Raw genomic sequence first — 17,878 nt, 5'->3', positions numbered from 1 at the left:
CGGCCGAGCGGCGCGTTCTGCTCGCCGCCGTCGCCGAGGCCGAGCGCCATCGGCAACATGCCGATCAGCATCGCGAGCGCGGTCATCACGACGGGCCGGAAGCGGCTGAAGCCTGCGTCGAGCGCTGCCTGCCACGGCGATGCGCCGGTCGCGAGCAGCTCGCGTGCCGTATTCACGACGAGAATGCTGTTCGCGGTCGCGATGCCGATGCACAGGATCGTGCCGGTCAGCGCGGGCACCGACAGCGTGGTGCGCGTGACGAACAGCATCCACGCGATGCCGGCGAGCGACGCCGGCAGCCCGCCGACGATCACGAGCGGATCGAGCCACGACTGGAAGTTCACGACCATCAGCAGGTAGACCAGCGAGATCGCGAGCGCGAGGCCGCCGAGCAGGCCCGTGAACGACTCGTGCATCGCCTGCACCTGGCCGCGCAGCACGATCGACGAGCCGGGCGGCAGTTGTGCGCGTGCGGCGTCGACGAGCTTCGTCACGTCGGCCGTGACGCCGCCGAGGTCGCGCCCCTGCACCGACGCGAAGATGTCGAGCACCGGCTGCACGTTGTAGTGCGACACCACGGCCTGCTGCGTCGCGCGCGAGAACGTGCCGAGCGAGCCGAGCAGGTTCTGCGCGGGTGCGCCCGCGGCCGGGCCGCCGGCCGGCGTCTGCGGCGAGCGGGCGGTGCCGGCGGGCAGCGGCACGTTCGCGAGCGACTGCAGCGAATTCACCGTGTATTGCGGCGTCTGCACGAGCACCGGGTAGCTGACGCCGTTGCGCGGATCGAGCCAGAAGTTCGGCGTCGTCTGCGAGCTGCCGGACAGCGCGATCAGCAGGTTCTGCGCGACGTCGCGCTGTTCGAGGCCGGCCTGGATCGCCTTCGTGCGATCGACGTTCACGTTGATCGCCGGTTCGTCGCCGGGCTGCTGGATGCGCGCGTCGACGAGCCCGCGCACGCCGCGCAGCTTCGCGAGCAGCGCATTCGCGACCGCACGGTTCTGGTCGAGCTTGTTGCCGACGATCTGGATGTCGATCGGCGCGGGCAGCCCGAAATTGAGGATCTGGCTGACGATGTCGGCCGGCAGGAACGCGAACGTCACGCCGGGGAACGACTGCGCGAGCACGTTGCGCAGCTTCGCGACGTATGCGGCGGTCGACGCGTGATTCGGCTTCAGCGTGACGAGCACGTCGGCGTCCTCGGTGCCGATCGGGTCCGACGAGTCGTACGTGAGGTTGATCCCGCTCACCGGCACGCCGATGTTGTCGAGCACGCCGGCGAGCTGGTTCGCCGGAATCACGCCGCGGATCTTCGCTTCGACTTCGTCGGTGAGCCGCGCGGTTTCCTCGATCCGCGTGCCGGTCGGCGCGCGCAGGTGCAGGCGGATCTCGCCGGTGTCGACCGACGGGAAGAAGTCCTGCCCGGCGAACGCGTAGAGGCCGGTCGATGCGACGCAGGCGAGCAGGAACGCGGCCGCGAAGCGGCGGCGCCGCGCGATCGCCGCCGACAGCAGCGCGCGGTAGCGCAGCCGCACGGCCTCGAAGCGATGCTCGAACGCGGCCTGGAAACGAGCGATGCGCGCGAATACGCCGCGCGGCGGCCGGCCGCTGCCTTTGGCGCGCATCAGCGCCATCGCGAGCGTGGGCACCAGCGTGCGCGAGAAGAAGTACGACGCGATCATCGCGAAGATCACGGCCTCGGCGAGCGGCACGAACAGATAGCGCGCGACGCCGGTCAGCAGGAACATCGGCACGAACACGATGCAGATCGACAGCGTCGACACGAAGGTCGGCACCGCGATTTCGCCCGCGCCGGTCAGAATGGCCTCCTCGAGCGGCGCGCCGAGCTCGAGATGATGCGTGATGTTCTCGATCGCGACGGTCGCGTCGTCGACGAGGATCCCGACCGCGAGCGCGAGCCCGCCGAGCGTCATGATGTTGATGGTCTGGCCGAGCGCGGACAGCGCGAGCAGCGACGTGAGCACCGCGAGCGGGATCGTGATCGCGATGATCAGCGTCGCGCGCCAGCTGCCGAGGAACAGCAGGATCATCAGCGCGGTCAGGCACGCGGCGATCAGCGCCTCGCGCACGACGCCCTGGACCGCCGCCTTCACGAACACGGACTGATCGTCGAGCGGTGAAATGTGCAGCGCCTTCGGCAGCCCGGCCGCGATTTTCGGCAGCATCGCCTTCACCTGGTCGATGATCGTCAGCGTCGACGTGCTGCCGGTCTTCTCGACCGTCAGCAGCGCCGCGCGCTTGCCGTCCGCCCGCACGATGTTGGTCTGCGGCGCGTAGCCGTCGCGAACGTGCGCGACGTCGCGCACGTACACGACGTTGCCGCCGATCGTCTTCACCGGCAGGTCGTTCAGCGCGGCGACTGTCTGCGTGCTGCCGTTCATCTGCACGTTGTATTCGTGCGTGCCGATCTTCGCGGTGCCGCCCGGCAGGATCAGATTCTGCGCGTTGATCGCGTTGACGACGTCGATCGGCGCGAGTCCCTTCGCCTGCAGCGCACGCGTATCGAGATCGACGACGATCTGACGGATCTTGCCGCCGAACGGCAGCGGCACGGCCGCGCCCTGGACGGTCGCGAGCTGCGTGCGGATGAAGCTGTTGCCGAGGTCGTACAACTGCTGCTCGGGGAGCGTGTCGCTCGACAGCCCGAGCTGCAGGATCGGCACGGTCGACGCGTTGTACGTGATGATGTTCGGCGGCAGCGTGCCGGGCGGCAGGATGCGCAGGATCGACGCGGCGTTGCTCGCGGCTTCCGCGATCGCGCGATTGATGTCGGCGCCCGGGTGGAAGAAGATCTTCACGACCGACACGCCGTTCAGCGACTGCGATTCGATGTGCTCGATGTCGTCGACGTCCGACGTGAGCGCGCGTTCGTAGTTCGACGTGATCCGCTTGGCCATGTCCTCGGCGGAGAAGCCGTTGTACGACCAGACGATGCTGACGACCGGAATGTCGATGCTCGGGAAAATGTCCGTCGGCGTGCGCAGCAGCGCGAGCGGCCCCGCGATGAAGATCAGCAGTGCGAGTACGACGAACGTGTAGGGCCTGCGTAACGCCAGCCGGACGATCCACATGATGGTGCTCCTCGAAGCAGGGCTTGGATGCGCATTCGATGCGACGAGCATGCAGTCTGCCGGCGCGGCGTTGACCCGACCCTGACTCGAGGATTACGAAACCGTTATCTGTGCGGGCGCGGTGGCGGCCGCGCGGCGGGCCGCCCAGCGCGATGCGGGCTGGCCGACCCGTCGCCGCCGACGGCGGTGCGCCGCTTCATCCCTATAATGTCCGGCGGCAAATCCTTCGCTCATTCGCGTATCTCGCCGATTTCAGGAGCCAGCCCGATGTCGTTGCGCACCGATGCAAACTTCTTCGTCCTTCTTGCCGATTCGTATCGCCGGTTCGTGAACGGCCCGCTCGTGCCCGACGGCATGTGCGCTTCCGACGGCGCCGCATGGCTGTACGATACGGCGCCGTTCGGCATCCTTGCGCACGACACGTCGGCCGACCCGGTGTTCGTGTACGGCAACCGGCGCGCGCAGGCGATCTTCGAATACGACTGGGATGAACTGACGGCGTTGCCGTCCCGTCTGTCGGCGGAGCCGATGGAGCGACACGAGCGCCAGGTGTTTCTCGACAAGGTGATGCGCGACGGCTTCGTGTCCGAATACCGCGGTGTGCGGGTGACGAAGTCCGGCAAGCGGTTCTGGATCGAGCGCGCGACCGTGTGGCAGCTCATGGACGCAGACGGAATCGTGCACGGCCAGGCCGCGATGATTCCGGAAGTGCGGCCGCTCGACGCGCCCGCGACGGGCGCGAGCGACCAGATGACAAAACCGTAATCGAAGCCTCACCTTCAGGAAAGCGCGCGAATCGCAGAATGCACTCAACTCTTCATCGCATCGATGGGGAGCGGAAGTCCGGCCTGATCTGCGGACGCGAACACGCCATCTTTGAGAGGTGAACATCATGAACAACCTGATTCGTGCAGTCCTGCTTTCCTGTGCGCTGAGCGCACCGATCGTCGCATTTGCGCAAACCACCGACCATGCGGTCACACGGGCCGACGTGCGCGCCGATCTCGTCCGCGTCGAAAAGGCCGGTTATCGTCCGGTCGGCAGCGATCCGTACTATCCCGACGACATCCAGGCCGCCGAAGCGAAGGTCGCAGCACAGCAAGCGCAATCGGCCGCCGCACGGCCGAGCGTCGCGGCAAAGACCGCTGCGCCGTCGTTCGCATCGCTCGCGTCGCTCGACGCGCAGCCGCTGTACGAGCATCACTGAATGCGGCGGTCGACCGCCGTCGGCGGCCCGACGGCGGATCGTTCGACGGCGCGCATGCCGCCGCGAGTCAGTGCTCGCCGTTCTCGAGCACGTTCTGCGTGAGCGCGATCGACGGAATCGTCGGCTTGAGCAGCGCACGGCGCGCGCGACGGCTCAGCCACTTCCAGCCGGCCACGAGCAGCAGCGCGACCAGCGGGATCGATGCAATCGTCCACGTCCCGTTCGGGTAGTCGAATGCCATCAACACCAGCACGCCGAGCAGGAACAGCAGCGTGAGCCACGACGTCACGGGCGCGCCCGGCATCCTGAACGCTACGTCTTCCACGTCGCCGCGCCTGACCGCGGCGCGGAACTTCATCTGGCACACGACGATGAAGCCCCATGTGCTGATGATGCCGAGCGACGCGATGTTCAGCACGATCTCGAACACGCTCGACGGCACCAGATAATTGAGCAGCACGCCGACCACATAGATCGCGACCGTCACCAGAATGCCCGCGTACGGGACCGATTGCGAACTCATCCGCGCGAGGAACGCGGGAGCCGAGCCGCCCATCGACAGCGAACGCAACACGCGCCCGGTCGAATACAGGCCGGAGTTCAGGCTCGACAGCGCGGCCGTCAGCACCACCAGGTTCATCACCGAGCCGATGCCCGGCACGCCGAGCGCGCCGAAGAACGTGACGAACGGGCTCTGGCCCGCCTTGTACGCACTCCACGGCAGCAGGCAGACCAGCAGGACGACCGACGCGACGTAGAAAATCGCGATGCGCCAGATCACGTTGTTGATCGCGCGCGGCAGCACCTTGCGCGCATCCTTGCATTCGCCGGCGGCCGTGCCGACCAGCTCGACGCCCGCGAACGCGAACACCACGCCCTGCACCAGCACCAGCGCCGGCATCAGTCCGTGCGGAAAGAACCCGCCGTTGTCGGTGATCAGATGCATGCCGGTGCCATGGCCGGCCACCGGCATGCCCGTGCCGAGGATCGCCGCGCCGATCACGAGAAACAGCACGATCGCGGCGACCTTGACCAGCGCGAACCAGAACTCCATCTCCGCGAACCATTTCACGCCGATCAGGTTCATCGTCGCGACGATGCACAGCGCGACGAGCGCGAAGATCCACTGCGGCACGGCCGCGAACGGCGCCCAGTAATGCATGTAGAGCGCGACGGCGGTGATGTCGACGATGCCGGTCATCGCCCAGTTCAGGAAGTACATCCAGCCGGCGACGAACGACGCCTTCTCGCCGAGGAATTCGCGTGCGTACGACACGAAGCTGCCGCTGCTGGGGCGATGCATCACCAGCTCGCCAAGCGCGCGCAGGATCAGGAACGAAAACGCGCCGCATACCAGATAGACGATCGCGAGCGCCGGGCCGGCGGCCTGCAGCCGGGCGCCGGCGCCGAGAAACAGCCCGGTGCCGATGGCCCCGCCGATCGCGATCATCTGCACCTGTCGATTGCCGAGGGTCGTGTGATAGCCGGCTTCGTGCGATTCGAGCCAGCTGCGTTTGTCGGTTTCGCCGGTTGTCGACGGGTCGGGAATCGATGCCATGACGGTATCCTCGCGTACGGATGGGATGGGACTCGCCCCGATCGCGGGACGATCGGGACCACCGGTACCGGGGGAGCAGCGCGCGGAATCGAGCGTGTCCATCCTGATCGCGATTCGTCGGACCTGACGAAAGGCACGGTACGTCGCGAACGTATTCAGCCGTAATTCCAGTCACAAACGGAATGCAAATTTGGACTGAGCCTGTTCGAATCCGTGCATAGGGTCGCGGCGCCGGGTGAACCGGATAGGTAATTTGGTGCGCCCGCGCGCGCTACGGGGGCAACCGTTACCGACGGTACCGGCTCATGCACCGAAATGAGGAATCCGGTTCGCCGAACGGTTCGCCGAAATTTCCGTCTCGTGCCGGTGCGGCAAGCGTTTCACGGCGATGGCCCGGTTTTTGCTGGAGTGGTGTCGGCCGCGCAATCGTTGCGCGCTGCCCGACGACATACCAGACAAGGAAGATTCACCGTGAGCCCGACGACCCGACCGTTTCCCCGACGCACCTGGCTGGCTGCGCTGCTTGCCGCCCCCGTGATCGCGCTGTTCGCCGCCGCGCCGGCTCATGCCGATGCGCTCGACACCATCGCGAAAAACGGCACGCTGCGCGTCGCGGTACCCGAGGACTATCCGCCGTTCGGTTCGGTCGGCACGGACATGCAGCCGCAGGGCTACGACATCGACATGGCAGGACTGCTCGCGAAGGCGCTCGGCGTCAAGCTGAAGCTGGTGCCCGTGAACAGTGCGAACCGGATTCCGTACCTGACGACCAACAAGGTCGACATGGTGATCTCGTCGCTCGGCAAGACCCCGGAGCGCGAGAAGGTCATCGACTTCTCGAGCGCGTACGCACCGTATTTCCAGGGCGTGTTCGGGCCGTCCGACGTGAAGGTGGGCGGGCCCGCCGACCTCACCGGCAAGACGGTCGGCGCCACGCGCGGCGCGCTCGAGGAGATCGCGCTGTCGCAGCTCGCGCCGAATGCGACGATCAAGCGCTTCGAGGACAACAACGCGACGATCCAGGCGTTCCTGTCGGGTCAGGTGCAACTGATCGCGGCCGGCAACATCGTCGCGGCGGCGATTCTCGCGAAGAATCCGCCGCGCCGCCCCGAGGTCAAGTTCGTGATCAAGAATTCGCCGTGCTTCGTCGGCGTCAACAAGAACGAACCGCGCCTGCTCGCGAAGATCGACGATGCGATCGCGCATGCGAAGCAGGACGGCTCGCTGGGCGAGCTGTCGCGCAAGTGGCTCGGCCAGCCGTTGCCGGCCGGACTGTGACGTATCGCCGTGTCGCGTGACACGGCGCCGCGGCGGGGATGCCCGGCGCGGCGCGTGTCGTTGTCCGAACCCGAATTTATCCCGTTCCCATGAGCTACCAGCTTCAATTCGGCGAGCTTGCCGAGTACGCCGGCGTGTTCGCGAGCGGCGCGGCGATCACGCTCGCGCTGACCGCGGTCGCGACCGTGCTCGGCGTGGCGGTCGGCGTGCTCGGCGCGGCCGCGTACAGCGCCGACGCGCGCGCGGCCGTGCGGTTGCGCCCGCTGATCGGCGCGTACGTCGAGGCGATTCGCAATACGCCGTTCGTCGTCCAGCTGTTCTTTATCTTCTTCGGCTTGCCGGCGCTCGGCGTGCACATCGACGAATACACGGCCGCGATCCTCGCGATGACGCTCAATCTCGGCGCGTACTCGGTCGAGATCGTGCGCGCGGGCGTGGCCGCCGTGCCGAAAGGGCATCTGGAGGCGGCCTCCGCGCTGGCGATGTCGCGCGCGCAGATGCTGCGCCACGTCGTGCTGCCGCAGGCGCTCGCCAAGGTGTTTCCCGCGCTGTCGAGCCAGATCGTGATCACGATGCTCGGGTCGGCGGTCGTGTCCCAGATCTCGGTGGCCGACCTGACCTATGCGGCCAGCTACATCCAGTCGCGCAACTTCCGCGCGTTCGAGACGTACTTCGTGATCACGCTCGCGTATCTGGCGATGGCGCTGCTGATGCGCGCGACGCTCGGCGCGATGGGGCGCCGCCTGTTCTCCCGCCGCGTGCGAGGTGCGCGATGACCGATTTCACGTTCGGGCAGATTCTCGCGAACCTGCTGCTGGCCGCGCGCTGGACGATCGTGCTGTCGATCGTGTCGTTCGTGTCCGGCGGCCTCGTCGGCCTCGGGCTGCTTGTGATGCGCGTGTCGAATTCGACGGTGCTGCGCGGCGTCGCGAAGCTCTATATCGAAGTGTTCCAGGGCACGCCGTTGCTGATGCAACTGTTCATCGTGTTCTTCGGCCTGCCGCTCGTCGGGCTCGACGTTTCGCCGTGGGTCGCGGCCACCGCGGGGCTCACGTTCTTCACCAGCGCCTATCTGGCCGAGATCTGGCGCGGCTGCGTCGAGGCGGTGCCGAAAGGGCAGTGGGAAGCATCGGCCAGCCTGGCGATGAGTTATGTCGAGCAGTTGCGTCACGTGATCCTGCCGCAGGCGGCGCGCATCGCGATCGCGCCGACGGTCGGCTTCGGCGTGCAGGCCGTGAAGGATACGGCGCTGGTGTCGATCATCGGCTTCACCGAGCTGACGAAGGTCGGCATCGCGATCTCGAACGCGACGTTCCGGCCGTTCGTCGTGTATGGCCTCGTCGCGCTGATCTATTTCGCGCTCTGTTATCCGCTTACCCGTTATGCGCGCACGTTGCAAAGGAGATGGCATGCCGCTCGTTGAAACCCGGGGTCTCGAAAAGAACTTCGGCACCCATCATGTGCTCAAGGGCATCGATCTGTCCGTCGAGCGCGGGCAGGTCGTGTCGATCATCGGCCGCAGCGGCTCGGGCAAGAGCACGCTGCTGCGCACGCTCAACGGGCTCGAGAGCATCGACGCGGGCACGATCTCGGTCGACGGCGAACGCGTCGACGCACGGCACGCGGATTTGCGCGCGCTGCGGCTGAAGGTCGGCATGGTGTTCCAGCAATACAACCTGTTTCCGCACCTGAGCGCCGGACAGAACGTGATGCTCGCGCAGTCGGTGGTGAAGAAGTCGCACCGGCAGCAGGCGCGCGCGATCGCGGAACTGATGCTCGAGCGCGTCGGCCTCGGCGACAAGTTCGACGCGTTTCCGGAACACCTGTCGGGCGGCCAGCAACAGCGCGTCGCGATCGCGCGTGCGCTCGCGATGAAGCCGAGCGTGCTGCTGTGCGACGAGATCACGTCCGCGCTCGATCCCGAGCTCGTCGGCGAGGTACTGGGCGTGATCGAGCAACTCGCGCGCGAGGACATGACGTTGATCATGGTCACCCACGAGATGAACTTCGCGCGCGCGGTGAGCGACAGGATCGTGTTCATGCACCAGGGGCGCGTGTGGGAGAGCGGGACGGCCGACGAGATCTTCGAGCGGCCGCAGACGGTGGAGTTGACGCGGTTCCTGGGCAGCGTGCGGAACCCGGAAAGCGCTACGCGCTGACCGACACGGCCGTGCGGCCGGGCCGCCGACCAGATGACAAGACCGTAATCGACGCCTCACCTTCCGGACAGCGCGCGAATCGCAGAATGGACACCACTCCTCATCGCATCGATGCGGAGCGGAGGTCCGGCCTGATCTGCGGACGCGAACACGCCATCTCGAGAGGTGAACATCATGAACAACCTGATTCGTGCAGTCCTGCTGTCCTGTGCGCTGAGCGCACCGATCGTCGCATTTGCGCAAACCGCCGACCAACCGGTCACGCGCGCCGACGTGCGCGCCGACCTGGTCCGGGCGGAGCGCGACGGCACCGTGCCGACGTCGAACTGGGACTATCCGCCGAGCACGCAGACGATCGCGCGCAATCGCGAGCTGTATGCGATCGCGCATGGCGACCAGCCCACGGCAATGGCCGCGATGTCGGCCGCCGTGTCGACGGCGAGCGCGCAATGAAGCGGGGCACTGTATCGACACGCGCGACGGGACTGGCGATCGCCGCGTGGCTCGCGGCGGCCGCGGCCCCGGCTTTCGCGCGCGGGCAGCCGCAACTGCCCGACGACGATGGCGGGCGCGCCAGCGTGCTGCGCGCGCTGGATCCCGACTTCGATCCGCCCCACGCGGCAGTCGACCTCCGGCCGGGGAGCCGTCACGCCGCGCCCATCAGTCGCGCGCCGAGCGCGATCCCGCGCGCGGACAACAGCGCGCCGGCCGCCCGCTGACGGGCGTCCCAGCCCGCCAGCGCGGCGTCGAACGCGGCGCCGCGAGCGACGTCGCGCAAGGCTTCGGCCAGATCGACCGCGTTGTCCGCCGCTTTCGCGACGCCTCCCGCGGTGTGCGGGCGCACGATGCAGGCGGCGTCGCCGAGCAGCACCGCGCGGCCGAAGGCCATGCGTGCGGCCGCGAGATCGACGATCGACTGCGCGAACGGCGCGGGGGTCGCATCGACGAGCGCGGCGAGCGTCGGCGCGAGCATCCGGTCGGCGGCGTCGACGAGTTCCGCGCGGTTGTCGTCGCGCATCGCGCCGGGCGGCAGCGACCCGTCGCGCTGCGTGCCGTCGCGCGCCAGGAACAGCGACGGCAGCCGGTCGGACGCGAGTCGCCGGTACCACACCCAGTTCACGCGTCGCCCGCCCGGTTCGGTCGCGCCGTCGGCGCCGGGCACCAGATAGGTGAGGAACAGGTGCCGGTCGCCTTGCTGGAACGTGAAGCGTTCGCGCAGCAGCATCAGCACCTGCTCGGGCAGCGCGCGTTCGTCGACGAGCCCGCGCCACGCGACATAGCCCGCGTACGCCGGCTGCACGTCCGGCAGCGCCTGCGCGCGTACGGTCGAGCGGCCGCCGTCCGCGCCGATCAGCAGATCGGCCGTCTCGGCGCGGCCGCTCGCGAAATGCGCGACGATCCGCTCGCCGTCCTGCTCGAACCGCTCGAACGCGTCGCCGGCGTGGATGATCCCGGCGGGCAGCGCACGCTTGAGCGCCGTGTAGATTGCATTCCACGCGGTCTGCGTCTGCGGCATCGCGAAGCGCTGCACGATCCGGTCCTGCGCGTCGACGTAGATGCGGTCGATCGAATCGACGCCCGCGTCGCGTGGCAGCGCCACGCCGCCGAACGCGAACGCGCGCTCGATCGGCGGCTGCAGCACGATGCCGCCGCCGCGGCTGTCGAGTGCGTGCGGCGATTGCTCGAAGACGCGGACGTCCCAGCCGGTCGCGCGCAGCGCGGTCGCCGCGAACAGCCCGCCGACCGATCCGCCGGCGATGACGGCCTTGCGGCCCGATCCGTGTTCCATCCGATGTTCTCCCGATGATGCCGCGTGCGGCGGGCGTTGCGTCAGCCGGCCCAGCCGCGCAGGAAATCGAGCAGCAGCGCGTTCACGCGCTCGGGCTGCTCCTCGTGCGGCAGATGTCCGCACTGCGCGATCGGCTCGGCACGCAGATGGGTCGCCATGCCTTCCCACACGGCTTTCATGTCGAACATCTTGCCGACCGCGTAGAAATCCTCGCCCCAGATCGCCATGGTCGGGCACGCGATCCTGACATCCGCATCGACGAGGTCCTGCCGCACGTCTTCGGCGTTCGCGCGATAGTCGGCCAGCGCGCCGCGCACGGCGCCCGGACGCCGATACGCGCGCACGTACGTGTCGAACGCATCGCCCGAGATCGCGTGCGGGTTGTAGCACCAGTCGGCGAAAAAGTAGCTGAGCCATTCGGCTTCCTTGCCGGCGATCAGCGCCTCCGGCAGGTCGGGCACCTGGTGGAACAGGAAAAACCAGTACGCGCGCGCGGTTTGCGCGGTCATGTTCTGCGCGACGATGCGCGTCGGCACGTTGTCCATCACGACGAGCCGGTCGACGCGTTCGGGGAAGTCCTTTGCGAAACGCGTCGCGACGCGTGCGCCGCGGTCGTGCCCGACGAGCGCGATGCGCCCGATGCCGAGCGCATCGAGCAGCGCGGCGAGATCGCGGGCCATGTTGCGCTTGTCGTAGCCGGCCGCGGGCTTGTCGGTTTCGCCGTAGCCGCGCAGGTCGGGCACGATCACGCGATAGTGCCGTGCGAGCGCCGGAATCTGGAAGCGCCACGCGAAGCTGGTTTCGGGGAAGCCGTGCAGCAGCACGACGACGGGCCCCGCGCCGGCCTCGATGACGTGCTGGCGGATGCCGTTTGCCGTAACGGTGTGATGGGTCGGTGCAAGCGTGTCGGTCGTCATGTGGGAATCCCGGTTCTGCGGGCGGTGCGCGATACGGCACGCGTCCGATGCTGTCCGAGGATAGGGCAGGTGACGTGCGTCGCGGCTGAATCGTTCTGAACCGGCCTGAGCGCCACGCCGCGCGGCGGCATCACTTGCGGCGGGGGCGCTTGCCGGAGGCGTCGGACGCGACACGCTGCAGCGCGGCCGGCGTGCCGTTCAGGAACGCGTCGATCTGCCGCTCGATTTCCGCGTCGAGATCGTCGGGCACCGGCAACCCGTATACCCACTTGCGCACGCCGAGATAGAAGATGCTCGCGTGCAGGCTCCACACCAGTTCGATTTCCGCGTTGCGCTGCGCTTCCGACGCCGGTGTCGCGATGTCGTACGCGTGCCGCAGCTCGCGCAGCACCGGCAGGAACACGCGTTCGCGCAGCCGCGACAGATAGCGCGTATTGAAGCCCTCGCGGCTGAGCCCCGCGAAGATGAACGTGCGGATCCATTCGCGCCGCAGGATCGTCTGCGCGTACGACCGGTAGAACGCGACGAGCCGCTGCTGGAGCGGAACCGAGCGGTCGGCGATCAGTTTTTCCCACGCGGGGTCCCACGTGTAGACCTCGTCGTATACGCGATCGATCAGCGCTTCCTTGCTCGGGAAATACCGGTAGAGCAGCGGCTGGGTCACGCCGATCTGCCGCGCGAGCTCGCGCGTGCTGCCGGAAAAACCGTGGGTCGCGAAGTGTTCGACCGCCTTTTCGACGATCTGTCGCTCGCGTGCTTCCGGCGTGAGGCGGCGGCCCGATGTGCCGGCGGTGTCGTCGGCGGTCGTCCCGCGCGCACGGGGCGCTGCATTGCGCTTGGTCTCGGTCATGCGTCGGCTCCTGAATGCGGCCATTCTGCACTTATCGATCGAAAAATAGCAAGGCGCACCCCGGCGAGGGGCCGCGCGGGCCGGCCGCGAAGGGCTGGCGTCGTGCCGCGCGCGGTTCGGCGGTTTCAGAAAATTTCAGGTTGCCGACATGACTTTCAGGCCCGTATTCCCTACGCTTGCTCCCGAACCGCTGCACGAGGCCGAAGCCCTTCGGCCGGCCCGCGGCGCAACCGGAACGGACCATGGCTTACCTGATCTCGCCGGGAGCCGGCATTGCAGTCGGCTTCCTGCACCCCCTCGTGCGCGTGCAGTCGCCCGCGCGGCCGCTGACCGCGCTAGCGGGCCTGCTCGGCCTCGTCTTCCGCGAGCAGGCGATTCCGCTCGTGCAGGCGCAATTGCGCGCGCTCGCCGCGCGGGTCCGCGATGCGGACACCTTCGATAGAACCGCGGAAGCCACGCCATGCAGCCCGCGCAAGTAACGGCAGCGGGCGCGGCGGCCCCCGATCGCCTGCGCGGCGAGGATGTGTTTCTCGCATCGATCGCCGGCTACGTCGACACGCTCGGCTTCGTCGCGCTGTTCGGGCTCTTTACCGCGCACGTCACCGGCAACTTCATTCTGATCGGCTCGGGCCTCGCCGGTGTCGGCCAGGGCCTGATGATCAAGTGGCTCGCATTTCCGGCATTCATCGCGGGAATCGTGGCCGCCCGTATGCTCGATCACCGGATGCGCGTGCGCGGGCACGGCCCGCGGGCGCGCTCGCTGTACGCGCTGCAGACGATCCTGCTGGCCGGATTCATGCTCGCGGGCGTCGCGGCGTCGCCGATCGGCAGCGCCGATGCGCCCGCGACGATCGTCTGCGGGCTGCTCGGCGCGGCGGCAATGGGCGTGCAGAACGCGCACGGCCGGCTGACCGCGCGCACCGTCGTCGCGAATACCGTGATGACCGGCAACGTCACGCAGGCGGTCATCGATGCATTCGACTGGCTCGTGCCGATCGCCGCGCCGGCCGAACGGGAAGCCGCACGTGCGCGGCTGCGACGCACGCTGCCGCCGGTTGTCGGTTTCGCGCTCGGCGCGGGCGCCGGCGCGAGCGCCTACCTGTACGCCGGGTTCTGGGCACTAGCGCTGCCGCTCGTGGTGCTTGGTTTCCTCACCTGGCGCTCCGGCCGGACCGGCGAGCCTTCCGCGTCGCGCTGAACGCCGATTCCGCACGCGGCGTCGGTTGCGAGCGCCAAGGGGGCGGCGAAGCCGCTCCGCGTTTCTTCGTTTCTTCAACGCTGACTTCGGGACCGGCTTGATGCAGGTCGGCAAGCGCGAGACCGTTCGACCATTCGCAGAAAGCGCAGCGTCACGCGCGCGCGGTGAACCGGTCGACGAGGTCGTGGTGACCGAGTTGTTCGACCCACCAGCGTAGTGCGCGCCCGGCTTCGTCGGCGCGCCAAGCGATATAGCAATGGGTCGTGTCGCGCATGCCAGTCACCTCTCGCGCGACGAGTCTGCCTTGCGCGATCGCGGGCGCCGCGATGCAGTCCGGGAGCGTACCCACCGCGAGCCCTTCGCATTGCGCGGCCAGTTTCGCCGCGAGCGTCGGCACCGCGAGATACGGTTGGCCAGCATCGACCGCGACCGATTGCGGCTGAAGTTCGCGGGACGTGTCGGAGATCACCGCGCCGCGATACTCGACGATCGACGCCATCGACAGCGGTTCGGGCAGCGCCGCGAGCGGATGGCCAGGGGCGACCGCGAACACGTGCCGGAGTGTGCCAATGGGCTGCGCCACGATGTCGGGCAGTTCCGGCGGCTCGCCCGCGGCGCCGATAATCAGATCGGCCCGCCGCGAAATCAGCGCATCCCAGGTGCCGCCGAGCACTTCGGTGGAGAGTCGCAGCCGCGTGTCCATTTCAAGATCGTAGAACGCATGGACGTATGGCCACATCATGTCGAAGGGCAGTATCTCCGCGATGCAGACGCGGACCTCGGTTTCCCAACCTTGCTGCGCGCGCTGCGCCTTCCGTTCAAGCTGTTCGGCGGCATGAAGGAGACGGCGACCCTCCTCGACGACGACGCGGCCCGCGCGCGTGAGCTTCGCACGACGCCCGCTGCGATCGAACAACGCGACGCCCAGGTCGCTCTCGAGTTTCTGTACGACGTATGTCAGCGCGGACGGCACGCGGTGCACCAGCTCTGCCGCGTCGGCAAACGTACCGGTGCGGTCGATCGCGTCCAGTGCCTCGAGTGCTTCGAAAGACAGCTTCATGGTGAATTTCGCTACAGCAAGGGCATCGGGCGGTGTCGGACCGTCGAGCGATGCTGTTCACAACGGTTCGTCATCCGACGTGCCGAGACACGCACGCGTGCGCGCCAACAGTCGGGCCGCCGCCGCATTCGCTCGACGTCCCGCCTGTCACGTCGGCGTGGATTCGCGTTGCTTCACGGCGGCGTCGGCGTGTGCGCCGGGCAGCGCGCCGAACATGTGCTGGCTGCACTTCGCATCGCGCCATGCGGTTCCCGGTCGGATGCCGTCGACCATCCGTCGCACCACGGGCAGAATCTGCTCGCCGGCCAGAATGCCGAGCAGGCCGACCAGGGCGACGGCGGGCGGCGCCGGCGATTGCACGCCGATCAGCGCGTAAACGACGCCGGCGAGGATGCCGGCGAGAAGCGAAGCAATGTACGGTTTCATGGGTCTTGAGTGGAGTGACGGCCGTTGAAAAGACGGATAAATACCGGGCTGGCGTCGATCCGAAAGTCTTGGGCCAGCCTATCAGGTCTGCGTGTTCGTCGTGAGCGCATTCAATGAAATTCAGATCTTTTCAGTCTGAATTCAACGCGTGACGAGAATCAGAACAATTAACTGGTGCGGTCGCACATTCGCGTATTGAATGACGCAGGCCGGTTTCCGACACCGCGCATTGGACGCTTCGCGGATTCGTCGGCCAGGCGAGCTTCATTTTTCTCCGCGTCAAAGGACATCACCATCATGAGCAACCCCAAGCTTGAAGTACTTACCCCGCACAACAGCCAGCTGATCTTCATCGACCAGCAGCCGCAAATGGCGTTCGGCGTGCAGTCGATCGATCGGCAGACGCTGAAGAACAACGTCGTCGGGCTCGCGAAGGCCGCGAAGGTCTTCAACATCCCGACCACGATCACGACGGTCGAAAGCGAGAGCTTCTCGGGTCACACCTATCCCGAGCTGCTCGACGTGTTCCCGAACCAGAAGACGCTCGAACGCACGTCGATGAACTCGTGGGACGACCAGAAGGTGCGCGACGCGCTTGCCGCGAACGGCCGCAAGAAGGTGGTCGTGTCGGGCCTGTGGACCGAAGTCTGCAACACGACGTTCGCGCTGTGCGCGATGCTCGAAGGCGACTACGAAATCTACATGGTCGCCGATGCATCGGGCGGCACGACGCAGGCTGCGCACGACTTCGCGATGCAGCGCATGGTGCAGGCCGGCGTGGTGCCGGTCACGTGGCAGCAGGTGCTGCTCGAATGGCAGCGCGACTGGGCGCACCGCGAGACGTACGACGCGGTGATGGCGATCGCGAAGGAGCATTCGGGCGCATACGGGATGGGCGTGGACTACGCGTACACGATGCTCCACAAGGCGCCGCAGCGCACCGCGACGCCGCATGAGTCGATTGCGCCGGTTCCGGCGAAGTAAGCGCAGACGGCCTGCAACGGCTGATGCCGGTGCGGCGGGTTCGATGCGAACGCGCCGCATTGGCTCCATGGCCGCGGGCGGCGGACGTGACCGAAACACGCATGCCGCCCGCGGCATGCCGGTCGAAACACGGCGCCTGCATTTGAATTTGTCCGGGAGATTTATCGCATGAAACCTTATCTGGTTTCCCTTGGTGCGGGCCTGCTGATCGGCGTGATTTACAGCGCCATCAAGGTTCGCTCTCCCGCACCGCCGCTGATTGCGCTGGTCGGGTTGCTCGGCATGCTGATCGGCGTGCAAGCGTTACCCACCGTGAAACAGCTGTTTGGCTTCTGATCAACAAGAGGTGATGCACATGACCGCAACCGTGACCCAACCGGATCTGATCCTGCATAACGGACGATTCACGACGCTCGACCGCACGAACCCCGTCGCCACGGCAGTCGCGATTGCCGCCGGCCGCTTCGTCGCCGTCGGCAGCGACGCGGACGTCATGCCGCTCGCGGGCCGCGCGACGAAGGTGGTCGATCTCGGCGGCCGCGGCGTGCTGCCGGGCCTGGTCGACAACCACTGCCACGTGATTCGCGGCGGCCTGAACTACAACATGGAACTGCGCTGGGACGGCGTGCCGTCGCTCGCGCTCGCGATGGAGATGCTCAAGCAGCAGGTCGCGATCACGCCCGCGCCGCAGTGGGTGCGCGTGGTCGGCGGCTTCACCGAACACCAGTTCGTGGAGAAACGGCTGCCGACGATCGACGAACTCAATGCGGTCGCGCCGGACACGCCCGTGTTCATCCTGCATCTGTACGATCGCGCGTTGCTGAACGCGGCGGCGCTGCGGGTGGTCGGCTACACGAAGGACACGCCGGAGCCGCCGGGCGGGACCATCCTGCGCGATGCGGCGGGCAACCCGACCGGCCTGCTGCTCGCGAACCCGAACGCGACGATCCTCTACGCGACGCTCGCGAAGGGGCCGAAGCTGCCGTTCGAGTATCAGTACAACTCGACGCGCCATTTCATGCGCGAGCTGAACCGGCTGGGCGTGACGGGCGTGATCGACGCGGGCGGCGGTTCGCAGAATTATCCCGATGATTACGAAGTGATCCGCAAGCTGCACGACGCGGGCGAGATGACGATCCGGATCGCGTACAACCTGTTCACGCAGAAGCCGAACGCGGAGAAGGAAGACTTCGTGAACTGGACGAAGAGCGTCAAGTACCACGACGGCACCGACTACTTCCGCAATAACGGCGCCGGCGAGATGCTGGCGTTCTCGGCGGCCGACTTCGAGGATTTCCGCGTCGCGCGGCCGGACCTGCCCGCGCAGATGGAGGACGATCTCGAAGGCGTCGTGCGCGTGCTCGCG

Annotated in this window: 19 protein-coding genes; 12 read left to right on the top strand and 7 right to left on the bottom strand. The window is 67.4% G+C overall.

What is annotated here, in order from left to right:
- Nucleotides 1-3,086 (bottom strand): efflux RND transporter permease subunit (locus tag A9Z05_RS01625; RefSeq protein ID WP_069616622.1); only part of this gene is annotated, 3,086 nt, incomplete at its 3' end.
- Between the two features lie 267 nt (nucleotides 3,087-3,353).
- On the opposite strand from A9Z05_RS01625, the gene A9Z05_RS01620 reads away from it, so the two are divergent.
- Together A9Z05_RS01620 and A9Z05_RS01615 are read left to right on the top strand one after the other, a co-directional pair.
- Complete coding sequence (locus A9Z05_RS01620) at nucleotides 3,354-3,851, top strand: MEKHLA domain-containing protein (protein ID WP_069616621.1); 498 nt, start codon at nucleotides 3,354-3,356, stop codon at nucleotides 3,849-3,851.
- A 127-nt stretch (nucleotides 3,852-3,978) separates the two neighbouring features.
- Nucleotides 3,979-4,293, top strand: coding sequence for a DUF4148 domain-containing protein (locus tag A9Z05_RS01615; RefSeq protein WP_069616623.1), 315 nt, complete (start codon nucleotides 3,979-3,981; stop codon nucleotides 4,291-4,293).
- A gap of 67 nt (nucleotides 4,294-4,360) precedes the next feature.
- Here A9Z05_RS01615 and ansP read toward each other — a convergent pair whose 3' ends face one another.
- The gene (gene ansP, locus A9Z05_RS01610; RefSeq protein ID WP_069616620.1) at nucleotides 4,361-5,851 is read right to left on the bottom strand and encodes an L-asparagine permease; all 1,491 of its coding nucleotides are present in this window, start codon (nucleotides 5,849-5,851) and stop codon (nucleotides 4,361-4,363) included.
- A gap of 471 nt (nucleotides 5,852-6,322) precedes the next feature.
- On the opposite strand from ansP, the gene A9Z05_RS01605 reads away from it, so the two are divergent.
- The 5 genes from A9Z05_RS01605 to A9Z05_RS01585 all read left to right on the top strand — a co-directional run bounded on the left by A9Z05_RS01605 (nucleotide 6,323) and on the right by A9Z05_RS01585 (nucleotide 9,741).
- Nucleotides 6,323-7,129 carry a transporter substrate-binding domain-containing protein gene (locus tag A9Z05_RS01605; protein WP_069616619.1) on the top strand — a complete coding sequence of 269 codons (807 nt, stop codon included), beginning with the start codon at nucleotides 6,323-6,325 and terminating at the stop codon, nucleotides 7,127-7,129.
- An 89-nt stretch (nucleotides 7,130-7,218) separates the two neighbouring features.
- Entirely contained in the window at nucleotides 7,219-7,905 is a 687-nt protein-coding gene (locus tag A9Z05_RS01600; RefSeq protein ID WP_069616618.1) for an amino acid ABC transporter permease, read from the top strand.
- Nucleotides 7,902-8,552 carry an amino acid ABC transporter permease gene (locus tag A9Z05_RS01595; protein ID WP_069616617.1) on the top strand — a complete coding sequence of 217 codons (651 nt, stop codon included), beginning with the start codon at nucleotides 7,902-7,904 and terminating at the stop codon, nucleotides 8,550-8,552. The genes A9Z05_RS01600 and A9Z05_RS01595 overlap by 4 nt, the downstream gene beginning before the upstream one ends.
- Complete coding sequence (locus tag A9Z05_RS01590) at nucleotides 8,539-9,288, top strand: amino acid ABC transporter ATP-binding protein (protein ID WP_069616616.1); 750 nt, start codon at nucleotides 8,539-8,541, stop codon at nucleotides 9,286-9,288. Before A9Z05_RS01595 ends, A9Z05_RS01590 begins: the two co-directional genes overlap by 14 nt.
- Nucleotides 9,289-9,462: 174 nt before the next feature.
- A complete protein-coding gene (locus A9Z05_RS01585; protein ID WP_069616615.1) occupies nucleotides 9,463-9,741 on the top strand; it encodes a DUF4148 domain-containing protein in 279 nt (92 codons plus the stop codon).
- A 193-nt stretch (nucleotides 9,742-9,934) separates the two neighbouring features.
- On the opposite strand, the gene A9Z05_RS01575 is transcribed toward A9Z05_RS01585, so the two are convergent.
- From A9Z05_RS01575 to A9Z05_RS01565, 3 genes are all read right to left on the bottom strand, one after another.
- Nucleotides 9,935-11,077 carry an FAD binding domain-containing protein gene (locus A9Z05_RS01575; RefSeq protein WP_069616613.1) on the bottom strand — a complete coding sequence of 381 codons (1,143 nt, stop codon included), beginning with the start codon at nucleotides 11,075-11,077 and terminating at the stop codon, nucleotides 9,935-9,937.
- 41 nt (nucleotides 11,078-11,118) lie between these two features.
- The gene (locus A9Z05_RS01570) at nucleotides 11,119-11,994 is read right to left on the bottom strand and encodes an alpha/beta fold hydrolase (protein WP_069616612.1); all 876 of its coding nucleotides are present in this window, start codon (nucleotides 11,992-11,994) and stop codon (nucleotides 11,119-11,121) included.
- Between the two features lie 130 nt (nucleotides 11,995-12,124).
- Nucleotides 12,125-12,844 carry a TetR/AcrR family transcriptional regulator gene (locus A9Z05_RS01565; protein WP_069616611.1) on the bottom strand — a complete coding sequence of 240 codons (720 nt, stop codon included), beginning with the start codon at nucleotides 12,842-12,844 and terminating at the stop codon, nucleotides 12,125-12,127.
- Nucleotides 12,845-13,086: 242 nt separating this feature from the next.
- Between A9Z05_RS01565 and A9Z05_RS01560 the strand changes: the two genes are divergently transcribed.
- Entirely contained in the window at nucleotides 13,087-13,323 is a 237-nt protein-coding gene (locus tag A9Z05_RS01560; RefSeq protein ID WP_069616610.1) for a DUF1427 family protein, read from the top strand.
- A complete protein-coding gene (locus A9Z05_RS01555) occupies nucleotides 13,305-14,042 on the top strand; it encodes a YoaK family protein (protein ID WP_069616609.1) in 738 nt (245 codons plus the stop codon). Before A9Z05_RS01560 ends, A9Z05_RS01555 begins: the two co-directional genes overlap by 19 nt.
- Nucleotides 14,043-14,193: 151 nt before the next feature.
- Here A9Z05_RS01555 and A9Z05_RS01550 read toward each other — a convergent pair whose 3' ends face one another.
- On the bottom strand, nucleotides 14,194-15,102 hold the full coding sequence (locus tag A9Z05_RS01550) for a LysR family transcriptional regulator (RefSeq protein WP_069616608.1): 909 nt from the start codon (nucleotides 15,100-15,102) through the stop codon (nucleotides 14,194-14,196).
- A gap of 147 nt (nucleotides 15,103-15,249) precedes the next feature.
- Nucleotides 15,250-15,528, bottom strand: coding sequence for a XapX domain-containing protein (locus A9Z05_RS01545; RefSeq protein ID WP_069616607.1), 279 nt, complete (start codon nucleotides 15,526-15,528; stop codon nucleotides 15,250-15,252).
- Nucleotides 15,529-15,825: 297 nt separating this feature from the next.
- Here A9Z05_RS01545 and A9Z05_RS01540 point away from each other — a divergent pair, with 297 nt between their 5' ends.
- The 3 genes from A9Z05_RS01540 to A9Z05_RS01530 form a co-directional block, all read left to right on the top strand.
- Nucleotides 15,826-16,512 (top strand): hydrolase, encoded by a 687-nt coding sequence (locus A9Z05_RS01540; RefSeq protein ID WP_069616606.1) that lies wholly within the window; start codon nucleotides 15,826-15,828, stop codon nucleotides 16,510-16,512.
- Nucleotides 16,513-16,680: 168 nt separating this feature from the next.
- Nucleotides 16,681-16,848 (top strand): DUF1427 family protein, encoded by a 168-nt coding sequence (locus A9Z05_RS01535; protein WP_059579100.1) that lies wholly within the window; start codon nucleotides 16,681-16,683, stop codon nucleotides 16,846-16,848.
- A 19-nt stretch (nucleotides 16,849-16,867) separates the two neighbouring features.
- Nucleotides 16,868-17,878 (top strand): amidohydrolase family protein (locus A9Z05_RS01530; RefSeq protein ID WP_141723320.1); only part of this gene is annotated, 1,011 nt, incomplete at its 3' end.

Source organism: Burkholderia sp. A2 (assembly GCF_001729305.1).
GTDB lineage: Bacteria > Pseudomonadota > Gammaproteobacteria > Burkholderiales > Burkholderiaceae > Burkholderia > Burkholderia sola.
Note: the sequence above shows the minus strand (reverse complement) of the source record. Positions and strands in the feature narration are given on the sequence as shown.

Coding starts and splice junctions, on each gene's coding strand:
- A9Z05_RS01550 (WP_069616608.1), bottom strand. CDS start 15,102: ATGAAGCTGTCTTTCGAAGCACTCGAGGCACTGGACGCGATCGACCGC.
- A9Z05_RS01540 (WP_069616606.1), top strand. CDS start 15,826: ATGAGCAACCCCAAGCTTGAAGTACTTACCCCGCACAACAGCCAGCTG.
- A9Z05_RS01590 (WP_069616616.1), top strand. CDS start 8,539: ATGCCGCTCGTTGAAACCCGGGGTCTCGAAAAGAACTTCGGCACCCAT.
- A9Z05_RS01555 (WP_069616609.1), top strand. CDS start 13,305: ATGCAGCCCGCGCAAGTAACGGCAGCGGGCGCGGCGGCCCCCGATCGC.
- A9Z05_RS01570 (WP_069616612.1), bottom strand. CDS start 11,994: ATGACGACCGACACGCTTGCACCGACCCATCACACCGTTACGGCAAAC.
- A9Z05_RS01600 (WP_069616618.1), top strand. CDS start 7,219: ATGAGCTACCAGCTTCAATTCGGCGAGCTTGCCGAGTACGCCGGCGTG.
- ansP (WP_069616620.1), bottom strand. CDS start 5,851: ATGGCATCGATTCCCGACCCGTCGACAACCGGCGAAACCGACAAACGC.
- A9Z05_RS01620 (WP_069616621.1), top strand. CDS start 3,354: ATGTCGTTGCGCACCGATGCAAACTTCTTCGTCCTTCTTGCCGATTCG.
- A9Z05_RS01545 (WP_069616607.1), bottom strand. CDS start 15,528: ATGAAACCGTACATTGCTTCGCTTCTCGCCGGCATCCTCGCCGGCGTC.
- A9Z05_RS01575 (WP_069616613.1), bottom strand. CDS start 11,077: ATGGAACACGGATCGGGCCGCAAGGCCGTCATCGCCGGCGGATCGGTC.
- A9Z05_RS01535 (WP_059579100.1), top strand. CDS start 16,681: ATGAAACCTTATCTGGTTTCCCTTGGTGCGGGCCTGCTGATCGGCGTG.
- A9Z05_RS01560 (WP_069616610.1), top strand. CDS start 13,087: ATGGCTTACCTGATCTCGCCGGGAGCCGGCATTGCAGTCGGCTTCCTG.
- A9Z05_RS01585 (WP_069616615.1), top strand. CDS start 9,463: ATGAACAACCTGATTCGTGCAGTCCTGCTGTCCTGTGCGCTGAGCGCA.
- A9Z05_RS01565 (WP_069616611.1), bottom strand. CDS start 12,844: ATGACCGAGACCAAGCGCAATGCAGCGCCCCGTGCGCGCGGGACGACC.
- A9Z05_RS01615 (WP_069616623.1), top strand. CDS start 3,979: ATGAACAACCTGATTCGTGCAGTCCTGCTTTCCTGTGCGCTGAGCGCA.
- A9Z05_RS01595 (WP_069616617.1), top strand. CDS start 7,902: ATGACCGATTTCACGTTCGGGCAGATTCTCGCGAACCTGCTGCTGGCC.